The 5,939-nt window shown below is 66.9% G+C and carries 5 protein-coding genes; 4 read left to right on the top strand and 1 reads right to left on the bottom strand.

Annotated features, from left to right (window positions below; genetic code table 11):
* Positions 1-341: 341 nt before the first annotated feature.
* Positions 342-2,522 (bottom strand): GAF domain-containing protein, encoded by a 2,181-nt coding sequence (locus H5T65_13665; protein MBC7260277.1) that lies wholly within the window; start codon positions 2,520-2,522, stop codon positions 342-344.
* Between the two features lie 326 nt (positions 2,523-2,848).
* Between H5T65_13665 and arfB the strand changes: the two genes are divergently transcribed.
* From arfB to H5T65_13645, 4 genes are all read left to right on the top strand, one after another.
* The gene (gene arfB / locus H5T65_13660; protein ID MBC7260276.1) at positions 2,849-3,268 is read left to right on the top strand and encodes an aminoacyl-tRNA hydrolase; all 420 of its coding nucleotides are present in this window, start codon (positions 2,849-2,851) and stop codon (positions 3,266-3,268) included.
* Between the two features lie 60 nt (positions 3,269-3,328).
* Positions 3,329-4,138 carry a metallophosphoesterase gene (locus H5T65_13655; protein ID MBC7260275.1) on the top strand — a complete coding sequence of 270 codons (810 nt, stop codon included), beginning with the start codon at positions 3,329-3,331 and terminating at the stop codon, positions 4,136-4,138.
* 9 nt (positions 4,139-4,147) lie between these two features.
* Positions 4,148-4,888 (top strand): TIGR01906 family membrane protein, encoded by a 741-nt coding sequence (locus H5T65_13650; protein ID MBC7260274.1) that lies wholly within the window; start codon positions 4,148-4,150, stop codon positions 4,886-4,888.
* A 442-nt stretch (positions 4,889-5,330) separates the two neighbouring features.
* On the top strand, positions 5,331-5,939 hold a 609-nt coding region (locus tag H5T65_13645), incomplete at its 3' end, for a hypothetical protein (GenBank protein MBC7260273.1).

Raw genomic sequence — 5,939 nt, 5'->3', positions numbered from 1 at the left:
GCTGAACGGGCGAAGCCCTGCGGGCTGCGGGTAGCCCCGGAGGGGCTTCGCACCCGTAGCGCGGGGGTTCAGCCCCGCGCGGGCGTGATCATCCACGAATCACACGAATCCACGCGAATAGGGAACGCAAGATTGCTTTGCGTAGGGCGGGTTCCCATACTGCGCTCTGGCTCCGGCGGCTATAGAAAGCCGCCCTACTTGACTGGTGTGAATATACAAGATGAAAGGGGAGGGCCGGGGTGGGGATAGGTGAGGCAAACCCTGCTTGGCAACCTGACGATGCCCGGGCTTCCCCGCTCCGGAATGGAAACGCACCCGGCAACATGCGAAGACTCGCGGGATTAGCGGAGCATGCGCGCCACCATCCGCCGCAACTCGTCGGCGCCGAAGGGCTTGATCAGACGGGCCTGGCCGGTCTCCTCCAAGAACGTTACCGTCCGCTGGTCGGCCACGTCGCCGGTGATGAAGAGCACGCGCGGGACCAGGTCGGGGTAGAGGACCTGCAACTCCATGAAGAACTGATCGCCGCGCATGGACGGCATCTTGATGTCCGAGATGATGAGATCGGGCTTCTCGTCGGCCAGCGTGGACAGCGCCTCCTGCCCGTTTGCCGCGCATCGCACGGAGTGCCCGGCCCGCTGGAGCGTCTTGGCGATGAAGTCGGCAACGGCCGGCTCATCCTCCACCACCAGGATTCGTGCAGGGGCAACGGGTGGGAGTTCGCCTTGCTCCTCGGCCCCTGGCAACGGCTCCGCGGCCGCCGCCACCGGCAGGTCCACGAAGAATCGGCACCCCTGCCCCTGCTGGCTCTCAAAGGATATGGACCCGCCATGCTGTCGCACGATCCCCTCGGCGATGGACAACCCGAGGCCCGTGCCGTCGCGCTTGGTGGTGAAGAACGGCTCAAAGATGCGGTGCTGCAATCCGGGAGGGATGCCCGGGCCGTCGTCTGCGATCTCCACGCGGATGGTGCGGTCGTCCAGCAGATGCGAGCGCACCGTCAGGTTCCCCCGTCCGTGGGCGCGGGCCATGGCCTGGTGCGCGTTGTTGACCAGATTCAGGAAGACCTGATGGAGTTGGTGCGCATCGGCCAGGGTCTTGGGCAGGTCGGGGTTCAGGTCGGTCTCCACGGCGATGTTGTCCATGTGCAATTGGTACGCCTTGAGTTGCAGCACCTCGCGCACCGGCTGATTGATGTCCACCCACTCGCGGCGCGGCTCGTGCTTGCGCACCACCGACAAGAGCCCCTGGACAATCGTGCGGGCGCGCAGGGCGGCCTCGGTGATCTGGTGCAGGTCGTCCTTCAGCGGGGCCGACTCGGCCTCCTCCTCCAGCATCTGCGCATACCCCAGGACGGTTGTCAGGGGGTTGTTGAGTTCGTGGGCCACGCCCGAGACCAACTCACCGATTAGCGAGAGTTTCTCGTTTTGGGCCAGAAGTTCGCGCGCCGCCTGCAACTGGTGGAGTTGCTCCGTAACCTTGTTGTACAGTTGCGCGTTCTGGATGGCCGCCGCCGCCTGGCCCGACAGCGCGGTGAGGAAGGTGTGAAGCGCGCGGTCAAACCCTTGCGTCGTGCTGGCGAATACCGATAGGACGCCGATGATCTGATTGCCCGCGATGAGCGGGAAGCCCCAGTACGTCTGGATGCCGGCCTCGCCCAGCGGTCGCAGCGCCGGGATGTCGCGGCGGTCGCCCAGCCCCGACAGCGACACCGCGCTCTGCGCGTGCAACACCTGCTCGCCCAGGTAGTCCAGCGCGGCCCACCTGCCGGCGTTCTCCAGCAGCGCGTCCAGGCCCGACTGCTCGGCCAGCGTCTGCACGCGCGTGCTGGCGTCCACCAGCGTAACGGCCGCGCCGACCACACCCTCCAGGCGGCGAATGTGCTCCAGGAGAATGCGCAGCGTAGGGCGCAATTCCAGCGTTACGGACACCGCCATGTCCACGTCGCGGAGCGCCGCCAGCCGCGCCAGGTTCTGCTCCGACTCCTCGGCCAGGCGCAGGCGGATGATTCCCTGCGCCAACTGCTTGCCCACGCCAACGAGCGCGTCCAGCCGCGACGCGGGAATCGGCCGATCCTTGGGGAGTGCCAGACACATCGTGCCCAATTGTTGCCCCTGGTGGGTCAGGGGGATGGAGATGGTGGCGGCGATGCCTTTCTCCCTGAAGGCCGGCGGCGCCGAGGGGCCAACGCGCACGACCTGAACGGCCTCGCCCGCGCACATGGGTTCGCTCTTGCCCAGCAGCCGCAGCAGTTCCTCGGCCTCGCTGACGGGCATCTGGTGGGCCACCGCCACCTGGCCCCCGTTTTGGCGGATGCAGATGGCGCCGGCCCTGGCTCCCAGCAGGCGCACGGAGCGTTCCAGCGCCGCCGCAAGCATGGGCCGGAGTTCGCGGGCGTCGCCGACAATCTCGGCGACTTCGGTCAGCAGCGCCCGTTCCTCCTCGTGGCGCCGAACGCGCGCGCGCAGCCCCAGGGCAACAACCGCCAGCCCTACGACTACCACCAGCCCCGCGATGACCACCCACGGGGAGAGACCTGCAACCCCCTCGGTTTGTAGAGCCGCTTTCGGATGGGAGGCACACGGAAGCAGGGCAAGGGACAACTTCCCCTGTGCCCCGCGCAGTCTTGGCAGCAAGGGTAGGCTCAACCGAGTTCTCACGTTTCCCGCCACCCGATTGCGGAGCGCCTGTAACCGCCCGGCGCCCCGTGATTTCGTGGTGCGCTTACATGATACTATACCCCCACTCACTTGGCACTCACATGCAGGCCGATTTCGCCCCTGTACGTTAAGATTTGTACACGTTGACAAAACCCCGCGCCGATGGTAGCATTGGGGCGGAGGTGCGCATGCCGAATTCCGGCGAGGGGTACACCGTCCCCCTGGAGGAACTCAAGTTTCGGTTTTCGCGCAGCGGCGGCCCAGGAGGGCAACACGTGAACCGCTCGGCCACGCAGGTGGAACTGCTGTTTGACGTGGCCCACTCGCCCAGCCTGACCGAAGAGCAGCGGGCGCTCGTCATGCAGCGCCTGCGCGGCTACATAGACGCCGACGGCGTGCTCCACCTGGTGTCCAGCAGCACCCGCAGCCAGTTGCGCAATCGGGAAGAGGTCGTGCGCCGCTTCGCGCAGATGATGGAGCGGGCGCTCCGCGCGCCGAGGCCGCGCCGCCCCACCCGCCCGACGGCCGCAGCGCGGGCGCGACGGCTGGAGCAGAAACGCCGCCGCGCCGAGATCAAGCGCCTCCGCGTCCGACCCAACAGCGAGTAGCCCATGACAGATACACCCGCGAGACGCCCAAAGTTCAGCGCCACAAGCAGGAATCGGTGTATGTTCGCAATCCTGGCAGGCGTCATCATGACCGCGTTGCTCGTCGGCTACGCCCTGGTGGAGCCGCGTCGGCTGGGTGTTACCCGATTGGAGATCGCCGACCCCGACGTGCCCGACGGCTTCCAGGGCCGCACCATCGCGTTCCTGTCGGACATCCACCACGGCCCCTACTTCTCCATCGGCAGGGTCAGGCAGGCGGTGGACAGGGTGAACGCCCTCCGGCCCGACATCATCCTCCTGGGCGGCGACTACGTCCACCGCGACGCGAAGTACATCGCGCCGGTTTTCGCCGAACTCGCTCGACTCCGCGCGCCGCTGGGGGCGTTCGCCGTGGCCGGCAACCACGACCACTGGGAGGGCATTGACGAGACGCGGGCGGCAATGGCGCGGGCGGGCATCGTGAACCTGGACAACCGCGCCGTATGGGTGGCCATGGGCGGCGACCGCATCAAGATCGGCGGCGTGGGCGACCTGTGGGAGGATACGCAGGACATCGGCCCCACCGTGGACGACGCGGACGAGGGGGACTTCGTGATCCTCCTGTCGCACAATCCCGACTACGCCGAGCGGATCACAACGCGCCGGATAGACCTGGTGCTCAGCGGCCACACCCACGGCGGGCAGGTTACGCTGTTCGGGTTGTGGGCCGCGTTCGTGCCGTCGGCCTACGGGCAGAAGTATCGCAGCGGGTTCGTGGACACGGGCTACACGCTCGTTTTCGTTACCAACGGCGTGGGCACCATCACGCCGCCGGTGCGGTTTTGCGCCCCGCCGGAAATCGTCGCCATCACGCTGAGACGCCGCTACTAGGAGGCCATCATGTGGATTCCAGCAAACACGCCCGAAAACCGGCGCCTGCCGCGCGGTGCGGTGCGCGTCAGCCAAATCCTCATCGCCATCGCGCTGCCGGTGGCGCTCATCCTGACCAACGTCTTCCTCCTGGCCAGCGATGCCTTCATCCGCCACGAATACGACAAGCCGACGTTCCCCGCGGATGAGTACTACCCGCCCGGCGGCTACTCCCTGCCGCGAGCCGAGCGCGAGGCGCTGGCGAAACTGGGCCTGGCGTCGGTGTTGCGGCCCGACGGCATCCGCCTGCTGGAGGAGGCGCGATTTGAGCGCACGGGCGAGCCCGCCTTCAACGAGCGCGAAATCCGCCACATGCGGGATGTGAACGTGCTGATCCAGCGGGCGCGGTTGGTGTTGTGGATCGCATGGGCCGCGCTGGTGGGGGAGGCGCTCCTGCTGCTCGTGGCGGGCGAACTGCGCGCGCTGTTCCGGGCGTTGTGGGCCAGCGCCGTGGCGAGTCTCATCGCCTTCGCCGCGCTGGGGGTGTTCATCGCCGTGGGGTTCAACGTGTTCTTCACGGCGTTTCATCGGGTGTTCTTTGAGGGCGACACGTGGCTATTCCTGTACTCGGACACGCTGATACGCATCTATCCGACGAAGTTGTGGTTTGACGTGTCGGTGTACCTGGCGGGGATGACGCTGGCGGAGTTGGGGCTGGTGGCGGCGGGGAGCCGGCTGGCGCTGCGGCGGGGCGTTGAGGCGAGCGCCTGACCCCCGCGCTGACGCCCGCCGCGCGGGGTGCGCCGGCCGCGTGCGGGCGGGAGGAGATGGGGGGCCGGGCGGAGGGGCCTCACGGTAAGACGGGGAAGGGTCCTTGCAGCGCCTGGAGCTACCACTACCCCAGCCTGGCAGATCGAGGCGGTGGGTAGCGACAGGGAGGTAGGCTTGTACGAGACCTCGCTGGCCCTCGGTGCGTCCGGCTGGCCGCACATCAGTTACTACGACTAAACCAACTACGATCTCAAGTACACCTATTCAGTCAGTGAAGCCGAGAGCAGATATTGTCAACACATTTGACCAAGGTAGATCTACCGATCCTGAAAGGAGAGTCGTGATGAAACGCTTGCTCATTTCACTGTTGTTCGTTCTTCCACTGGTGGTAGCAACCACGACCTGCTCGACCGGCTCTCCGGGGCAGCAGGTCACGCCGGAGATGACCACTCCGCCCCGGCGGGAGACGCCGACCCGGCCCGCAGACAGCGTGCCGACTCTGCCCCCTGATAGAGAATCGCCCTCGGGCAAGGCGACGAGCGGGCAGCCCGGAGGACAGGTCGTCGCCTACGTCCCCTCGGAAGGCATCGGGAACATCGCCGTCCGCCTGACCTTCCCCGAAGTGCCGCGCTACCCCGACGGGGCCGGCGTGGTGGTGGATGTGGCCCCCTTCTTCACACCCGTCAATGACTTCTATGAGGACCTGGACGCCGCCCCCATCGGACTGATCCGCGTGGCCTACCTGTGGCCGGGCAAGGAATCCCGCAGCACGGGGGCGCGCTCGGATGGCCGGTTCGACTACGGCGGGGAGACCAGCATCCGTGCCCTGCGGGATGTCATCCGCTTTGCCGCGGGGCAGATTCCCGATAAGGACGGTCACACCATCGGCGATCTAAGCCCCTTCCCCGTGCTGACCGGCCAGGTGGGGCTGTACGCCTTCTCTCACCCCGGCATCGCCGCGGTCAACGTCCTGGCCCTCTACGGCGACCGGTTGAATGTCCGCTACTTCGTGGGGCGTGAGAATCCCACGGTGGACGCCCTCTCCGCCGTT

Source organism: Chloroflexota bacterium (assembly GCA_014360805.1).
Taxonomy (GTDB): Bacteria; Chloroflexota; Anaerolineae; order DTLA01; family DTLA01; genus DTLA01.
Note: the sequence above shows the minus strand (reverse complement) of the source record. Positions and strands in the feature narration are given on the sequence as shown.